This is a genomic window from Streptococcus parauberis NCFD 2020, assembly GCF_000187935.1.
Taxonomy (GTDB): Bacteria; Bacillota; Bacilli; order Lactobacillales; family Streptococcaceae; genus Streptococcus; species Streptococcus parauberis.
This window is the reverse complement of sequence record NZ_AEUT02000001.1, coordinates 680,500-693,865: the sequence shown is the minus strand read 5'-3', so window position 1 is coordinate 693,865 and position 13,366 is coordinate 680,500. Positions and strand designations below refer to the sequence as shown.

The window sequence follows — 13,366 nt, the reverse complement described above, 5'->3', positions numbered from 1 at the left end:
GTACTATGATATTATGAAAAATTTAAGATATAATTGTCATAATACATGTAGGTCTAAATAATATTAGCTAAGTAGAACTGTAGAAACAAAAAAGAACCCTGAAAAATCAAGATTCTGGTAAGTTACGGGTGACTTTTTAGAAGTCGAGATGGAGCTGGTGGGAGTTACTTTGCACTAGTGATATCAATAGGTTTCGCTATTTAGTTGTCAATGAAGTTGTCTGTCACTTACAAATTGATTGAATTTAGTCCCCATATCATCAACTGCTGATTGTGTAATGTGAGTGTAAACATTCATTGTTGTTTGTAAATCACCATGACCTAATCTGTGTTGAACTTGTTTTAATGATAGACCTGACTCAAACAATAGACTAGCATGTGTATGTCTAAAACCGTGAATTGTAATTGGTGGCAACTTGGTATCACTAGTTAATTGTAATAACCATTTTCGTGGCAGGCTAGGTGTCATAATTCCACCTGATTCAGATTGGAACATTAAAGTTGATGTCGGAAACGTCTCATGTAATTCGTTCAATATCTCAACCGTTTCATCATCTAAGCTGATTAATCTATCACTTGATTTAGTCTTTGTAACATCTATTTCTAGCCCTGTAAATGTACGAGTAACAGCTTTGTTTATAGTCAAAGTGTTATTGTTCAAGTCATCCCAAGTTAACGCTAGAAGCTCTCCTTTACGTATTCCAGTGAATGCTAACAACCTAAATAAAGCTATCTTTTCAATATCATCAGTTTCATCCACTAGTTTTAAAAATATTTTCAATTCATCCAAACTGTAGAAGTTGTTATTCTTTTTTCGTTCTCGTTTAATTTTAGGAGGAGTTATCGGCAAAGCTGGATTGCTATTTAAATAACCATATCTTATAGCTAAGTTTAATATATTCCTTACAATGCCGAGAATTTTAGCGCCGTATTTTAGATCATAACACCATTGTTCTGTCAATTGTTGGATAAGTAGTGGTGTGATATCCCCAATCTTTACATTACTTAATTTTGGCAATATATGATTATTGATATTTCTTTCTGTTTTTAAGTACGTGCTACCTTGTACAGTTTTTTCATATTCTTTCAGCCATTGATTAGTTAATTTTCCAAAAGTCATATTAGTTTGTGGTTCTGAAAGTTCAGCTTGTAAGTTTATCAATGACGCTTTAGCTTTTGCTTTAGTCTCAAATCCAGACCGTCTTATGTATTTCTTTTTTCCGTCTACAATTCCGATATACAATAAAAATTTGTAATATGTCTTACCATTCGATTTTTTATAAGATTCTATTTCCATTGATAAAACCTTTCATTTTTGCTAAAATAGAGTACAAGAAAAGACATTCTTTTCTTTCCAAACTTTGCCTCACTCGAATGCTTGCCGGCTGGAGTGGGGCTTTTTTTATTGTCCGTAAGAATTAACGGTATAATTTGTACCTAGCATCGCTGGGATTGTTTGCTCGTTTCCCATAACTGTTTTATAAGAAGTAAGACCTGCATTTAATCCATAGACAGTTACATTGTCATCTTCAGCAATAACATCTTTATAATCTGAATCCTCAATTGTAATTAAAACGACTTGGTCGTAATCATCATTAATAGCCAATCTTAAATTCATACCTTCATTTGATTTCATCGCTTGAATAACAGTTCCTGTCACTTGAAGTTTTGAAGCGTAATCTACATCATCATGATTCCATGCATTAAAATCTACTAACGGATAAGAAGCAGGGTCAAATGGTTCTTCGGATGAAGAAGGCGTGCTTGATTCTTTTGTTTTTTCTTCACTTGATTTTGAAGTATCAATTTTAACTTCTTTTGTTTTAGTATCTTTTTTCTTTTCAATAGGCTTTTTAGTTTCGGCTTTCTTTTCTTTTTTAGTTTCTTTTTTATTGGTTGCTTCAGTTTTAGGTTGCTCAACAACTTCCTTTTTATCCTGTGGGGATACCATTGCACCAATAATACAAATCAGCAATAGTCCACCACTACCAGCAAAAGCATATTTAGACCATTTTTTGATTTTCGGATTTTTCTTAGCAAACCCAATAATCAAAAGAACAACTGCAACAGGCAATAGCAAAACTGCTAAAACGCCAATATTAATAAAAAAATCGTACATAATAAATCTCCTTTTTTATATTAAATTCCTAAACTCATTTACTACCATCTGTTCATCGCAAATGGTTTTCAATCTATACGCATCCATAAATCTACAAACGTTAAAATCCTCTATGAAATCAAGTGATGGAATGTATTCCAGTAATAAATGATGGATCATATTGCGATTCGCCTGTGTCTCAAACTTTTCTTTCATTCGTTCATAGTTCTCTAGGTACTGCCCAACATGTCCTAACTCGTGGTACAAGACTTTCTTTTTATCTATATCATCAAGATAAGAGTTGATAAAGATGACGTCATATTCATAATCATAAAAACCTTTTATGTCTGACTCACGTCCGTCATAGTAGTATAAATCGCTCATATGTTAATCCTTGTATTTATTTTTAAGATAAGATTCCATCATTGAATTCATAAAATCCATATCAGATTCATCAAATACACGTCCGTCAAAAGCTACTCTTTTAGCTGGTGTATTTTTTAAGTCGATAGTTTCTTCTTTTCGTTCTATTTCAGAACCAAACAAGATATTATCAGTAGTAGTATTGAGTGCCTTCGCTAACTTAACAAGTTTCCCACCATTAGGTAGATTAGTTCCACTTTCCCATTTTGAAATTGTACTTTGAGATTTGTAACCCATTAGTTCAGCTAATTCAAGTTGTTCAATATTTCTAGATTCTCTTAATTGTTTGATTCTTCGCCCAACTTCTGGGAAAACTTCTTTAGAAACCATTATTTTTCTCCTTGATGTTTTATAAGTATATTATATAGTAGAAATGATTTTAAATCAATGAAAAACCGATAAAAAATAAAAAAATATGATAAAAAATCAAAAAAGTTGTTGACATATGATTTCAAATCATGTATTATTAATTTATCAACAAAACGAAATGATTCTGAATCATTAGAAAGGAGGTAAAAATTTGGGAGAGCCAACAATAACTATCGCAGAATTGCGAGCTAAAAATGGTAAGATGTCGCAAACCGAACTAGCTAAAAAGCTTAATGTAGCACAGTCAACAGTAGCTGGATGGGAACAAAACATCGAATCAATTAGAGGTACTCACTTAGTTAGATTATGTCATGAGTTTAACGTAAAAGCCAGCGATATTCTCGGGGCTTAAAAATTTACTCACCATATGATTTTAAATCATATAGAAAGGAAACAACATGGAACTAACAATCGCACAAAGTCTGACTGTAATAGTAATATTATTCCCTTTGCTGATTATGTTACTTAAGTCAGACAACACAATCACAATTGAAACCACGGATGAAGTTGAAGAACCTGAGCAATGGAATCCAAATTACTTTGGAATCGTTCAACAGTCTGGACGGATTAATTAAAAGGAGAAAAGAAATGAAAGTATTGAAATTTAACATTTATTGTAACACAGCAAAAGAAGCAATTGCAGAAATTAACGCATTAATGTTCGAATATAAGGAAAAGATACTTGAGTTTAACGTAAATATTATGTTGGACGAACAAAAAGAACCTATCGATTTAACGATAGATTCTGATGAATTAGCTAAAGCTCTTAGAACTAATCTTCCAAAGGACAAAGTAATGACAATTAATGAATTACTCCCAACGAGATGATTATACCAAAAAAAGTCCGATAGCAGTCGGACTCACACAAATATTAATTTATTTAATTATACCACGTAGAAAGAGGAATAACAATGAGCGGGCTACATTTTAATGGTGCAAAATTAACAGAAGTGAGAGAAAAACGAGGGTTAACAAAAACTGAACTAGCTAAAAAACTCGGTGTGTCTCAACAATACATTAGTGATATCGAACTAAACCGTAACAAAACAGTAAGTGATGAATTTGTTACTCGATTAGCAATTTATTTTCAAACCAAAAAAGTTGAATTTTATGACTACTATGAAAATATTAATTTCAATTTCAAACCATCTGGTTCTAGATGTTTAAAAAAATCTACTAAAGAGTTTTTGGAATCATTGTCAAATTTCAATGAAGCATTAAATACAATCAAAAGCAAAAAAAATATTACAAAAAAAACAATCTTAGAAAATATTTGTGGTGTCTCTGACAATTATATTTGGAATACAAAAAGTAGAGTTGAGAAAGAAAATTTCGTAAGCGATTCTATGATAAAACATCTTGAAGACAATATAAAAAAACTAGAAGTTGTATATTGTGACATTTTGAATAATGGTAAAGAAAAAATAAACACAAATACCAATAAAAGAGATTATCAAACAAAAGAAGAAATCCAAGTTACCACCATTAAAAACGGTATTGAAAAAATTCAATTTGAAGACTTAGATGATAAGACATTAAAAGTCATCAAACGTCTAAACGAAAAATTCAATCTTGGGCTCACTGCTAGTAAAGAAGTTGTGTCTGAAGAAATTTTATTTTAGGAGGTGCTAATCAATGGATGATGTCATCACAATCAGCAGGTCAGAATTAAAGGCTCTGATTGCAGAAGAAGTAGCAATACAACATAGACAAGTTGATTGGGTCAGCATTAAAGAACTCCAAACAATAACTGGATGGGGTAGAACTACTTTAGAAAATTGGCGTGACCAAGGTAAATTTAGATACCACCAAAAAGTAAAAGGTGGCAAATACACTTACGATTTGCAAGACGTCCAACGATTTTTAAGGAGTATGAACAAATGAAATTATTTAATTGGCTATTTACAAAACCAGAAGTAGAACAAAAACAAGAGTGGACTATCCAAAACGATGGATGGGAACATAATGCTGAGAAATACGATGAATTTAACAAGTATTTTGCACGGGCAATGATGGGAGATGTGACTAATGAATAGACTTAAACAACTACGAGAAGAAAAAGGATTGACTCAAGAAGAATTGGCGCAAGAGTTAAAAGTAAAAGGTTTATACATTGCTAAACAAGAAATAAACGCTTACGAGATATACCAACTTAGATTGCATAACAATGCATTTTGGAGTCGTGTCGCAGACTACTTTAATGTAACTATTGCTTATTTAATGGGTGACTCTAAAATTCCAAACGAAGATTATATTGTTGATTTGCAAGAAGTCTTGCATCGTGAATATGAGTTGAAGCTAGAGAAAGCAAAATTAGAAAAAGATCTAAAAGAAGCGCTAGATAGAAATTTAGAGTTAGAGCAAGAAAATGTTTTTTTAAGAAAAGAAAACCAAGATATGACAAATGATTTATACAATATCGATGTTGTTGTTAACGACTTTAAGGAAAGGAATCATATTGATAGTTAGAGAATATTATTGCACAAATTGCGGTAAGGCTTGGGAAAACATTTCTGATTACAGAGATTTAAATTGTCCTTACTGCGAAGAAGATGACCCAGTTGTAACTTGGAAAGCGAGGGCATACGATTGAAAAATTATAGAACGTACATGACAAGTTTCGGAAAAATTCAAATAGTACCGAGTTATAACTGCAAACATGGAGATATAACATCCGACAAGATTGATTTATTCGATACTCAAATAGAAGATGAAATTAACAGGAGAATGAATGACTTTGCAAATAATTTAGCAGATGAATATTCGGAGCATTTAAACAAAAAAGTGGTAGATGAAATATTTGAAGAAAAACACAGACAACAACGTAATGACTTTGATTATAGAAATACTGCTCACGATTATGTGGAGGGATTAGACATTGAAGATAACTAAAGCGACAGATTTACAAAAAGGTAAAAACTTCTCAGCGTTAATTTACGCACCTCCCGGAACTGGCAAAACGACAACAATTAAATATTTGCCCGGTAAGACTTTAGTCATTGATGTTGATAGGACAACAAATGTTTTAGCAGGTCTTGAAAATATAGATGTTGTTTATGCAGATATGACAGATGTTGAAATAGGATTCAAAAAACTATTAAAAGAAATCCATGATAACTATTTAACAGATTATGACAACATCGTCATTGATAACATTTCAGAACTAGAACAAGCGTGGCTAGGTGAAAAAGCTAAGCAAAGTAAAACTAGAGATGGAAGAGCTATGGGAATCCCAGAAATGGGAGATTACAATAAATACTCATTTTATCTAACTGATCTAATAAGATACGTCAATTCTTGGGAAGGTGTCAATAAAGTATACACTGCGTGGGAAACGACAAGACAAATTGAAACTCCCGGCGGTCAATTATATAACCAGTTTATCCCGCAAATTCGTGAAAAAATTATCAATAACGTTATGGGGTTAGTGAACATGGTTGCTAGATTGGTTATTAGTGAAGAAACTGGTAACAGAGGTTTCATTTTAAAACCGTCTAATAGCACCTTTGCTAAAAATCAATTATCGGATGTTGAGTTCGTACTCCAAAGCGAAATCTGGAATTTCGAAGGGAGTGATGAATAACGGTATATCAATTACACCCTTACCAAAACGAACTAATACAAAGAGCAAGAAAACAAATTTTAACAAACAATGTGATGATAGTTAGCCCTCCAGGCAGCGGAAAATCGGTTGTTATATCTGACATAGCAAAATCAGCTACTAAAAGAAACGGACACGTTTTATTCTTGGTCCACAGAAAAGAATTAATAGACCAAATTACAAACAGTTTTAAGTTCCATGAAGTTGATATGTCAAAGGTTGACTTACTTACAGTTGGTAAAGCTAAGAATCGTCTAGAAGAACTAACTAAGCCAACACTTATCATTACAGACGAAGGTCACCACGGTAAAGCTAATACTTATCAGATAATTTACAAATACTTCGCAGATGTTCCAAGATTAGGTTTTACCGCTACACCTTGGCGTCTATCTGGAGATGGTTTCACAGATACTTATGAAGTTATGGTTGAAGGTCAAACAGTTGAATGGTTAATAAACAACCACAATTTAGCACCCTATAACTACTATAGTGTCTTGTCAATAGATACTAATAAGTTGAAAATTCAAAACGGTGACTATTCAAATAAATCAATTGATGATGCATTTGGTAAAAGTATATTTGGAGATGTCGCCCAAGAGTACATAAAAAAGGCAAATGGTCAGAAAGCCATTTTATACGCTCACTCGGTTGAAGCAAGTCAAGCATTCGCAAAAGAATTCCAAATGCTTGGAATTAACGCAGTGCATGCAGATGCCAAGACACCTAAAGCAGAACGAGATAAGCTTATGCAAGACTTTAGGGAGGGTAAGATACAAATTATCTGTAATGTTGACTTAATATCTGAAGGATTTGACGTTCCCGATTGCACAGTGACAATTCTTTGCAGACCTACTAAGTCTTTGGTTTTGTTCTTGCAACAGTCTATGAGGTCAATGAGATATCAACCAGATAAACAAGCAATCATACTCGATCACGTAGGCAACTATAAGATTCATGGTTTACCTGATACGCCTCACGATTGGAACGAGTATTTCATCGGTGGATGGAAAAAGAAAAATAACAAAACCAATGAAGTTAGTTTTAAAGAATGCCCTGAGTGTTCAGCATGTTATCCATTAACGGTTAAAATTTGTGAAATGTGTGGATACGACTTTCAATTAGCTGATAAAGCTGAGAAGGAAAAAGTAGAAGCAGAACTTGAGTTAATTAAAAAACAAGAGTTCCAAATATCGCAACTTGCAAGTAAGAAGTTTGGTAAAGATTTAAAACAAAATTGGAAAATTGCTCAAGCTAGAGTTGAGTATGAAGGTAAAGGAAAACCACTTTATAAGTTGCTTTACTTTTATATCATGTCTGATTGGGCAGAAGCTACAATGTCAGAACTATCAGAAGTAACTGGCAAGTCAGAAAAAGAAATATACACCGCCAAGAATTGGCTAGAAAAAAGATTAAGAGGGAAATAATAATGGCATTTACAACAGATTTTTCAGAAGTACAAGAATTTAAATCATTTGAAGAAAAATTTTATGAATTTATCGTAAAAGATGCATACGAAGAACCAACACAGAGCGGAACAAACCACAGTGTTACGTTAGAACTTGTCGTCCGAAACGACGTCAAACAAGACATGCAAAATTTCCGTGTGTGGGATCGTCAGTATCGATTAACTGCTACAAATAAATATAATTTAAAACAATTAATGGGTAAAGCTAGCGCATTTATTGGTCAAGAAAAAAATTATGCAACTTTTGAAGATTTTATTAATGATTTTAAAGGTAGAGCTGCTAAAGGAAAAATTAAACTAGATAATTACAACGGTAAAGTCACACCTAAAGTTCAATTCTTTAATAAAACAGACTTCCCAAATATCGCTCACACATGGAAAGAAAAAACAGATAGCACAGGGTTTTCACAAGCTGACTTAAAAGAAGATGATTTACCATTTTAATATCAGGGGGATAAATGACAAATAATGAATTTATAGAAGCTATTTCGAAATTGACAACCGAAGCAGACTGGGGTTCTCCAGTCTTCGGGGAGTCAGTGATGAAAGCTGAACTTAGAAAACAACTCTTTAAAATAGTTCCAATAGATCCTAGTGGATATATTCAAAAATTATATTTTTCAACGCTCGTTAAAGATGAAGATATTATGTATATCACTTCAAACGGTAGGCAAACATTTAAATATTTATTTGGAACAACGGAAGTCAAACAATCAAAAGAAAAATCAGAATATCTCGTTTATGAGGTAGAGAACAACTTCCCACCGTTTGCAAAATTAGTCATTGATTACATTTTAGGCATTTACACTTTTAATGGGAGTAAATTATACGACGTAAGAAATAAGCAGTTTAAATTAATTGACGAGTTCACACTCCAAAGTAGATACGGTTTTAAAGATTCTGGTCACGTTCTAGAAGTTCTTAGCGGTGTACACAAAACACTAAACGTTAAACCAATAAACTATTTAGAACCTTACCAAATCGCTGGGCGTGATTTTATTATTGATCTTGAAAAATCTGAAATTATTAACGAGTCACCAATGCAAAACGTATCGTATTTTAAATATTATGATGTCGATTATGAAACTGCTATGGATGGACGAAAAATTGCAAAAGAATATCTCGAATATGTCATCGCAGATGATAATTCATTAAACAACGCAATACTACAATCTTACTTTATCGCTCAAGTTGCATGCGGTGTCAGACCTAAAACAAATTTCTTTATCTCAAAATCTGGGGTACGGACGGGGAAGGGGCTACGTCACATAGCACTATCTGGACTCTTTAATAAGATTGATGTTGAGTTAGATACGCTCAAAAGTAATGGCTTTGAAGCATTGCAAGCTTGGTCTATGTTCTCTGGTGGAGAAATGGCACTAGCAACAGAACAGGGGGATATTCAAGGTAACGCAATGGAACGTGTCCTTAAAATTATAGCTACTGAAAAATCACACGTAGCACGAGCAATCGGACAAAATCAGTCAATGGTAAATCTAACATCAGTCCTATGTGTAGATACAAACAGAACAGTTGCGCTATCAGATGAAATGGACGGACGGAAAGTCTTAATTCAATTTAAAGATAGACCTAAAAAAGAAACTGATATTGAGCGTGAACAGATTTTTAGAAAATACTGGAACGCATTCACTGATCGTGATAAAAATCCTAAAATTTCTGGATGTATTGGCTTCTTAATCAACTCGCTTGAGTATTTCAATAAAATAGGCGGTCAATATCGCTGGAAAAATGTTGAAGTTTTTAATGATATTGATTTAGACGAGTTTCAAATCGCTTTGATAAATGCACTTCAAGAAGTTGAGTTTGTTCCTCGAGAAAAAGAAATAATTGATTTATCTAAACAAACATATGGAACTAATCGCAGAGCTATTGGAAAAGCATTATCTGAAATAGGAGTCAAACAACAAACAAAAACTATTAATGGTGAAAGGAAAGCGACGTATTTAGTCATCAATAAAAATAGATTTGACAAATTTGCACTTGATACACTTGATAACACTTAATTAAGTAGTTCTATTAAGTGCAATAAAAAGTCAGTCATATCAACGCTTAGAGAGTACAAAAACAAGAAAACACTTAATACAACAATTAAGTCTAAACAATGATTGTTAAGTATTAATTATATATATAGACCCTTGGGGTGTAAAAAAATAACTGTATTAGGTGTTTTGGTTGATATGACAAGCTTTATTAGATGATTTTATCAAGTGTCGATTTGGTAATTATTAAATGCACCACACTACAGCACTATCATTTCTAAAAAAAGGTTATCAAGTCATACCACTTAACAAAAAGACTGGTAGACCGATAATTAAATTTAAAGATATCCAAATAACAGAGGACATTATAAAAAGCATTAATTGGCTTGAATGTGACTATGCACTACTCATGAGAGGAATGTGGTGTATAGATATTGATACTCACAAAATGACAGATGAAAAATTAGCTAAAGAATTAAAAACGATGATAAAAACGCTTGGTGTTGATTTGCTATCAGTGCTATCAACAGAACGTTATAACAATGGTTTAGATGGTTATTCTTCTCTATTAAAAAGTGAATATAAAGAAGAATTGATTGGTAATTTTAAAAATACGTTTGTGGAAATCACAAAAAGTGGTGGCATGCATGTCTTGTTTAAAAAACGTGATGGTGTTAATTACTCACAAAAACCAAGTGTACTTCCAAGTATTGATATCAAAGCGCATGACAATAACTATGTCAAAATTTTCCCATCTGATGGACGTGAGGTTTTAAAAGCAGTTAAAAACTTACCTTACTATAATGGAAAATTTGAAGAAGAAATATTCAAGCCAAAAGAAAACTTTACTACTTACTTTAGTGGTTCAATTGTTAAACCAAAATCAACAGGAAACCATGAAGGTAGAGAAGCTTATGAAAGAGTTGCCACTGGAACATCGTATAACAGGAATGATGATTTATTTAAGGGTGCTTGTTGGGCGTTTGAAAACGATATTGATATTGATGATTTGTCTTCAGTCATTGGAACTGTTAAAGGTAGAGATGTATTTACGAGAGAGGAGTTCGAACTAACTATTGAATCAGCAAAACGAAAAGTCGGAACACGATATTCAATCTCTTATTAGATTGGAACTTACAAAGTTAGGCATTCCTTGCTTTAGGATAAATGTTGGCAAAGTCAAGATGAAAGATGGTAGATGGTTTTCTACAGGAGCACCTAAAGGCTTCCCAGATTTATTTGGATATAGGCAAGATGGACAAATATTTTTTATAGAAGTAAAAGACAATAAAGGTCGAGTAAGACCAGAACAAGAAAATTTTATGAAAGTAGCAAAATCTAAAGGCGCACTAGCTGGTGTGGCTAGGTCTGTGGAAGATGCATTGGAGATAATTGAAGATGAAAAAATATCAAGTATTAATTAAGCAACGTAAAAATTGGTTTGTGACGGAATATGAAAAACATTACTTTGACACAATGGAACAGGCTGAATGGTTTTACAATCACTTACCGATAACAGTTAAAAAAGAGAGACCAATTGAGGTGATGAATGGATAAGATAAACGCAGAAACAATGCAAAAAGTATACGACGAAAATTTTCAAACGTTTTTGAAGAAGAATGCAGATTATGGCAGTTCATTTGAAGAATCGTTAAATGAGTTAGGTATCATAGCAGGCGTTACAAGAATCATGGATAAGTTTACTCGTTTAAAAAACCTAATAAAAAGCGAAGCTAATGTAAAAGAAAGTTTATCAGACACCCTTAAGGACATGGCCAATTATTGCTTAATGTTAGCGGTCTGGTTGGAGGGTAAGAATGGCTAGATATGAATTATTTAATGACCACTTCGAAAATGCAAAACGGTATCAAATTCCAAGAGCGCAATTAATTATCGCAGATATTCCATATAATTTAGGTAATAACGCTTATGCAAGTGATCCGCGGTGGTATGAAAATGGTAGTAATAAAAACGGAGAGTCAAAACTAGCTGGAAAGTCATTCTTTGATACTGATAATGATTTCAAAATTAATAACTTCTTTGATTTTTGTGCAAGGTTGCTAAAAAAAGAACCAAAAGAAAAAGGGCAAGCCCCAGCGATGATAGTCTTTCATTCATGGCAACAAAGAGAGATGGTTATCCAGTGTGGAAAAAAGCATGGTTTTAATAACGCATATCCATTGTATTTTACTAAGAAATCAAGCCCTCAAGTTTTAAAAGCAAATATGAAAATTGTTGGAGCTACCGAAGAAGCAACTGTTTTATATCGTGATAAACTACCGAAATTTAACAACAATGGCTCAATGGTTCTAAATCATATGGTTTGGGAAAAGGACAGCTCATATCCAACAATTCACCCAACACAGAAACCAATACCAGTTTTAAAACGATTAATTGAAATCTTTACAGACCCTGAGGATGTTGTTATTGATCCAGTAGCTGGAAGTGGGTCAACTATTCGAGCCGCCATTGAAATGAATCGCTGTGCTTATGGGTTTGAAATCAAGAAAGATTTTTACAATAAGGCACAATCAGAAATGTTAAGTACCTTTCAAACCAGTTTATTTTGAAAGAGGAAGGCAGACAGATATATTTGAATACTTATAAATTAATAATACCGATAGAACCAAAACCACAGAGCAGACCACGATCATCAATAAAAAACAATCGCATTATTGTCAGAGAAGATAGGAACATGAGAGTTTGGCGACGTGCTTGCACAATGCTAGTCAAAAATCTATACAAAGGGCCATTTTACGAGACACCAATAAAAGTAGATGTCACTTTCTTCATGGAAGCCCCTGAGAAACTCAAAAAAGAGCCGTCAGAGCGTTCAAGACAGTCGACTAAGGAAAAGTTCATCAGGTTTGTTAAAGAACTTATATGGCACGACAAGCTTCCTGATATCGATAATCTAGTAAAGTCTGTTTTTGACAGTATCACAAAATCAAATAAAGTTTGGTCTGATGACAACATTATATGCTATCTGGTTGCAAAAAAGGTATACAGTCCAAATCCTAGAATTGAGGTTGAAATTACAGAATTATGAATTTAGTAGATGAATTTTACAAAAGATTTGATGAAGATATAAGAAAAAGCCTGTATGACGAATTTGGAATGACAGATGGGAAAACATATCACAGAATATATCAATCTTGTGCACAGTCAAAAAAGAATTGGGAGACTACCAGCGCCGTCAAAATTGCTATATTTTGAAAAATATTACACTGAAAAAGAATTCAAGGCCATGATCAGTTTGTCCGTAAGCCAAAGAGAGAAAAATCCGATGAAGGAACTTGCTATTGCTAGGAAATATCTAGTTGATGAATCGGAGGAGAGAGAAAAACAGCGTGCCATTAGGAGAATTAAAAACAAAATGGCTATGATAGAAAGTTTATACATATGACCACA

Annotated in this window: 23 protein-coding genes; 19 read left to right on the top strand and 4 right to left on the bottom strand. The window is 33.1% G+C overall.

Annotated elements, in window-relative coordinates; genetic code table 11:
- Nucleotides 1-207: 207 nt before the first annotated feature.
- The 4 genes from SPB_RS03510 to SPB_RS03495 form a co-directional block, all read right to left on the bottom strand.
- A complete protein-coding gene (locus tag SPB_RS03510) occupies nucleotides 208-1,296 on the bottom strand; it encodes a site-specific integrase (protein WP_003105440.1) in 1,089 nt (362 codons plus the stop codon).
- A 105-nt stretch (nucleotides 1,297-1,401) separates the two neighbouring features.
- Nucleotides 1,402-2,118, bottom strand: coding sequence for a hypothetical protein (locus SPB_RS03505; RefSeq protein ID WP_003106137.1), 717 nt, complete (start codon nucleotides 2,116-2,118; stop codon nucleotides 1,402-1,404).
- Between the two features lie 15 nt (nucleotides 2,119-2,133).
- Nucleotides 2,134-2,481, bottom strand: a complete 348-nt coding sequence (locus SPB_RS03500; protein WP_037621143.1) for an ImmA/IrrE family metallo-endopeptidase — start codon at nucleotides 2,479-2,481, stop codon at nucleotides 2,134-2,136.
- 3 nt (nucleotides 2,482-2,484) lie between these two features.
- Nucleotides 2,485-2,850, bottom strand: coding sequence for a helix-turn-helix domain-containing protein (locus SPB_RS03495; protein ID WP_003103817.1), 366 nt, complete (start codon nucleotides 2,848-2,850; stop codon nucleotides 2,485-2,487).
- A gap of 190 nt (nucleotides 2,851-3,040) precedes the next feature.
- On the opposite strand from SPB_RS03495, the gene SPB_RS03490 reads away from it, so the two are divergent.
- The 19 genes from SPB_RS03490 to SPB_RS03415 all read left to right on the top strand — a co-directional run bounded on the left by SPB_RS03490 (nucleotide 3,041) and on the right by SPB_RS03415 (nucleotide 13,361).
- Nucleotides 3,041-3,241: a helix-turn-helix domain-containing protein gene (locus SPB_RS03490; protein WP_003102491.1), complete on the top strand. Its 201-nt coding sequence runs from the start codon at nucleotides 3,041-3,043 to the stop codon at nucleotides 3,239-3,241.
- A gap of 46 nt (nucleotides 3,242-3,287) precedes the next feature.
- The gene (locus tag SPB_RS11350; protein ID WP_003104657.1) at nucleotides 3,288-3,464 is read left to right on the top strand and encodes a hypothetical protein; all 177 of its coding nucleotides are present in this window, start codon (nucleotides 3,288-3,290) and stop codon (nucleotides 3,462-3,464) included.
- A 13-nt stretch (nucleotides 3,465-3,477) separates the two neighbouring features.
- On the top strand, nucleotides 3,478-3,717 hold the full coding sequence (locus SPB_RS03485) for a hypothetical protein (RefSeq protein WP_003105658.1): 240 nt from the start codon (nucleotides 3,478-3,480) through the stop codon (nucleotides 3,715-3,717).
- 83 nt (nucleotides 3,718-3,800) lie between these two features.
- Nucleotides 3,801-4,511 carry a helix-turn-helix domain-containing protein gene (locus SPB_RS03480; protein WP_003102973.1) on the top strand — a complete coding sequence of 237 codons (711 nt, stop codon included), beginning with the start codon at nucleotides 3,801-3,803 and terminating at the stop codon, nucleotides 4,509-4,511.
- 13 nt (nucleotides 4,512-4,524) lie between these two features.
- Nucleotides 4,525-4,773, top strand: a complete 249-nt coding sequence (locus tag SPB_RS03475; protein ID WP_003103903.1) for a helix-turn-helix domain-containing protein — start codon at nucleotides 4,525-4,527, stop codon at nucleotides 4,771-4,773.
- Nucleotides 4,770-4,925 (top strand): hypothetical protein, encoded by a 156-nt coding sequence (locus SPB_RS11345; RefSeq protein WP_003105212.1) that lies wholly within the window; start codon nucleotides 4,770-4,772, stop codon nucleotides 4,923-4,925. Before SPB_RS03475 ends, SPB_RS11345 begins: the two co-directional genes overlap by 4 nt.
- Nucleotides 4,918-5,358 carry a helix-turn-helix domain-containing protein gene (locus SPB_RS03470; RefSeq protein ID WP_003102562.1) on the top strand — a complete coding sequence of 147 codons (441 nt, stop codon included), beginning with the start codon at nucleotides 4,918-4,920 and terminating at the stop codon, nucleotides 5,356-5,358. Before SPB_RS11345 ends, SPB_RS03470 begins: the two co-directional genes overlap by 8 nt.
- A 141-nt stretch (nucleotides 5,359-5,499) precedes the next feature.
- A complete protein-coding gene (locus tag SPB_RS03465) occupies nucleotides 5,500-5,781 on the top strand; it encodes a hypothetical protein (protein ID WP_037621140.1) in 282 nt (93 codons plus the stop codon).
- Nucleotides 5,768-6,472 (top strand): AAA family ATPase, encoded by a 705-nt coding sequence (locus tag SPB_RS03460; protein ID WP_003104842.1) that lies wholly within the window; start codon nucleotides 5,768-5,770, stop codon nucleotides 6,470-6,472. Before SPB_RS03465 ends, SPB_RS03460 begins: the two co-directional genes overlap by 14 nt.
- The gene (locus tag SPB_RS03455; protein ID WP_037621138.1) at nucleotides 6,469-7,914 is read left to right on the top strand and encodes a DEAD/DEAH box helicase; all 1,446 of its coding nucleotides are present in this window, start codon (nucleotides 6,469-6,471) and stop codon (nucleotides 7,912-7,914) included. The genes SPB_RS03460 and SPB_RS03455 overlap by 4 nt, the downstream gene beginning before the upstream one ends.
- Before the next feature lie 2 nt (nucleotides 7,915-7,916).
- Nucleotides 7,917-8,399 (top strand): DUF669 domain-containing protein, encoded by a 483-nt coding sequence (locus SPB_RS03450; RefSeq protein WP_003104440.1) that lies wholly within the window; start codon nucleotides 7,917-7,919, stop codon nucleotides 8,397-8,399.
- Between the two features lie 14 nt (nucleotides 8,400-8,413).
- The gene (locus SPB_RS03445) at nucleotides 8,414-9,979 is read left to right on the top strand and encodes a hypothetical protein (RefSeq protein WP_003105995.1); all 1,566 of its coding nucleotides are present in this window, start codon (nucleotides 8,414-8,416) and stop codon (nucleotides 9,977-9,979) included.
- 226 nt (nucleotides 9,980-10,205) lie between these two features.
- Complete coding sequence (locus tag SPB_RS03440) at nucleotides 10,206-11,081, top strand: bifunctional DNA primase/polymerase (protein WP_037621136.1); 876 nt, start codon at nucleotides 10,206-10,208, stop codon at nucleotides 11,079-11,081.
- On the top strand, nucleotides 11,032-11,379 hold the full coding sequence (locus SPB_RS03435) for a VRR-NUC domain-containing protein (RefSeq protein ID WP_003105862.1): 348 nt from the start codon (nucleotides 11,032-11,034) through the stop codon (nucleotides 11,377-11,379). The genes SPB_RS03440 and SPB_RS03435 overlap by 50 nt, the downstream gene beginning before the upstream one ends.
- Nucleotides 11,354-11,512 (top strand): hypothetical protein, encoded by a 159-nt coding sequence (locus SPB_RS11340; RefSeq protein ID WP_003103040.1) that lies wholly within the window; start codon nucleotides 11,354-11,356, stop codon nucleotides 11,510-11,512. Before SPB_RS03435 ends, SPB_RS11340 begins: the two co-directional genes overlap by 26 nt.
- The gene (locus SPB_RS03430; RefSeq protein WP_003102766.1) at nucleotides 11,505-11,780 is read left to right on the top strand and encodes a nucleotide modification associated domain-containing protein; all 276 of its coding nucleotides are present in this window, start codon (nucleotides 11,505-11,507) and stop codon (nucleotides 11,778-11,780) included. Before SPB_RS11340 ends, SPB_RS03430 begins: the two co-directional genes overlap by 8 nt.
- Complete coding sequence (locus SPB_RS03425) at nucleotides 11,773-12,525, top strand: DNA-methyltransferase (RefSeq protein ID WP_003105713.1); 753 nt, start codon at nucleotides 11,773-11,775, stop codon at nucleotides 12,523-12,525. The genes SPB_RS03430 and SPB_RS03425 overlap by 8 nt, the downstream gene beginning before the upstream one ends.
- Before the next feature lie 23 nt (nucleotides 12,526-12,548).
- Nucleotides 12,549-13,004, top strand: coding sequence for a RusA family crossover junction endodeoxyribonuclease (locus SPB_RS03420; RefSeq protein ID WP_003104457.1), 456 nt, complete (start codon nucleotides 12,549-12,551; stop codon nucleotides 13,002-13,004).
- 75 nt (nucleotides 13,005-13,079) lie between these two features.
- Nucleotides 13,080-13,361 carry a hypothetical protein gene (locus SPB_RS03415; protein ID WP_037621134.1) on the top strand — a complete coding sequence of 94 codons (282 nt, stop codon included), beginning with the start codon at nucleotides 13,080-13,082 and terminating at the stop codon, nucleotides 13,359-13,361.
- Nucleotides 13,362-13,366: the final 5 nt, after the last annotated feature.

What these genes read in the sequence shown, in the direction of transcription:
- SPB_RS03510 (WP_003105440.1), bottom strand. Translation starts at nt 1,296, where the DNA reads ATGGAAATAGAATCTTATAAAAAATCGAATGGTAAGACATATTACAAA.
- SPB_RS03505 (WP_003106137.1), bottom strand. Translation starts at nt 2,118, where the DNA reads ATGTACGATTTTTTTATTAATATTGGCGTTTTAGCAGTTTTGCTATTG.
- SPB_RS03500 (WP_037621143.1), bottom strand. Translation starts at nt 2,481, where the DNA reads ATGAGCGATTTATACTACTATGACGGACGTGAGTCAGACATAAAAGGT.
- SPB_RS03495 (WP_003103817.1), bottom strand. Translation starts at nt 2,850, where the DNA reads ATGGTTTCTAAAGAAGTTTTCCCAGAAGTTGGGCGAAGAATCAAACAA.
- SPB_RS11350 (WP_003104657.1), top strand. Translation starts at nt 3,288, where the DNA reads ATGGAACTAACAATCGCACAAAGTCTGACTGTAATAGTAATATTATTC.
- SPB_RS03485 (WP_003105658.1), top strand. Translation starts at nt 3,478, where the DNA reads ATGAAAGTATTGAAATTTAACATTTATTGTAACACAGCAAAAGAAGCA.
- SPB_RS03480 (WP_003102973.1), top strand. Translation starts at nt 3,801, where the DNA reads ATGAGCGGGCTACATTTTAATGGTGCAAAATTAACAGAAGTGAGAGAA.
- SPB_RS03475 (WP_003103903.1), top strand. Translation starts at nt 4,525, where the DNA reads ATGGATGATGTCATCACAATCAGCAGGTCAGAATTAAAGGCTCTGATT.
- SPB_RS11345 (WP_003105212.1), top strand. Translation starts at nt 4,770, where the DNA reads ATGAAATTATTTAATTGGCTATTTACAAAACCAGAAGTAGAACAAAAA.
- SPB_RS03470 (WP_003102562.1), top strand. Translation starts at nt 4,918, where the DNA reads ATGAATAGACTTAAACAACTACGAGAAGAAAAAGGATTGACTCAAGAA.
- SPB_RS03465 (WP_037621140.1), top strand. Translation starts at nt 5,500, where the DNA reads ATGACAAGTTTCGGAAAAATTCAAATAGTACCGAGTTATAACTGCAAA.
- SPB_RS03450 (WP_003104440.1), top strand. Translation starts at nt 7,917, where the DNA reads ATGGCATTTACAACAGATTTTTCAGAAGTACAAGAATTTAAATCATTT.
- SPB_RS03445 (WP_003105995.1), top strand. Translation starts at nt 8,414, where the DNA reads ATGACAAATAATGAATTTATAGAAGCTATTTCGAAATTGACAACCGAA.
- SPB_RS03440 (WP_037621136.1), top strand. Translation starts at nt 10,206, where the DNA reads ATGCACCACACTACAGCACTATCATTTCTAAAAAAAGGTTATCAAGTC.
- SPB_RS11340 (WP_003103040.1), top strand. Translation starts at nt 11,354, where the DNA reads ATGAAAAAATATCAAGTATTAATTAAGCAACGTAAAAATTGGTTTGTG.
- SPB_RS03430 (WP_003102766.1), top strand. Translation starts at nt 11,505, where the DNA reads ATGGATAAGATAAACGCAGAAACAATGCAAAAAGTATACGACGAAAAT.
- SPB_RS03425 (WP_003105713.1), top strand. Translation starts at nt 11,773, where the DNA reads ATGGCTAGATATGAATTATTTAATGACCACTTCGAAAATGCAAAACGG.
- SPB_RS03415 (WP_037621134.1), top strand. Translation starts at nt 13,080, where the DNA reads ATGGGAAAACATATCACAGAATATATCAATCTTGTGCACAGTCAAAAA.